Genomic DNA, 361 nt, shown 5'->3' on the forward strand with positions numbered 1-361 from the left:
ATAAGGCATTTACGATGACGGCTTTTTCTGCATTTTTTGTTGGTTGAGTTCCTGTAACTTTTTTAGCATTGCATTCTCCGCTTCTAATTCCAAAATTCGGTAACGCAAGCGTTCTTCTTCTGTTTTGGGCATTGGTGGCATTTTAGGTGAGTTGAGTTTCATACTTGGACGACCTTTAGGTTTGAGCAATAACCCATCTATACCTTGTTTTTCAAAGCGTTGCAACCATTGACTAATTATCCCTGAACTGGGGATATCAAAGCGAAAGCAGGCGGCTTCAGCGGAGCACTGGCCTTTTTTGATAACTTGAATAACCTTTAATTTAAACTCAACAGAATAACATCGTTTTTTACCTAACACT

At 39.1% G+C, this 361-nt stretch carries 1 pseudogene; it reads right to left on the reverse strand.

The features are described 5' to 3' along the window. Positions 1–361 (reverse strand): annotated as a pseudogene (locus ACLS0A_RS11075) (helix-turn-helix domain-containing protein); the annotation flags it as partial.

The organism is Avibacterium volantium, from assembly GCF_049366555.1.
GTDB classification, from domain to species: Bacteria; Pseudomonadota; Gammaproteobacteria; order Enterobacterales; family Pasteurellaceae; genus Avibacterium; species Avibacterium volantium_A.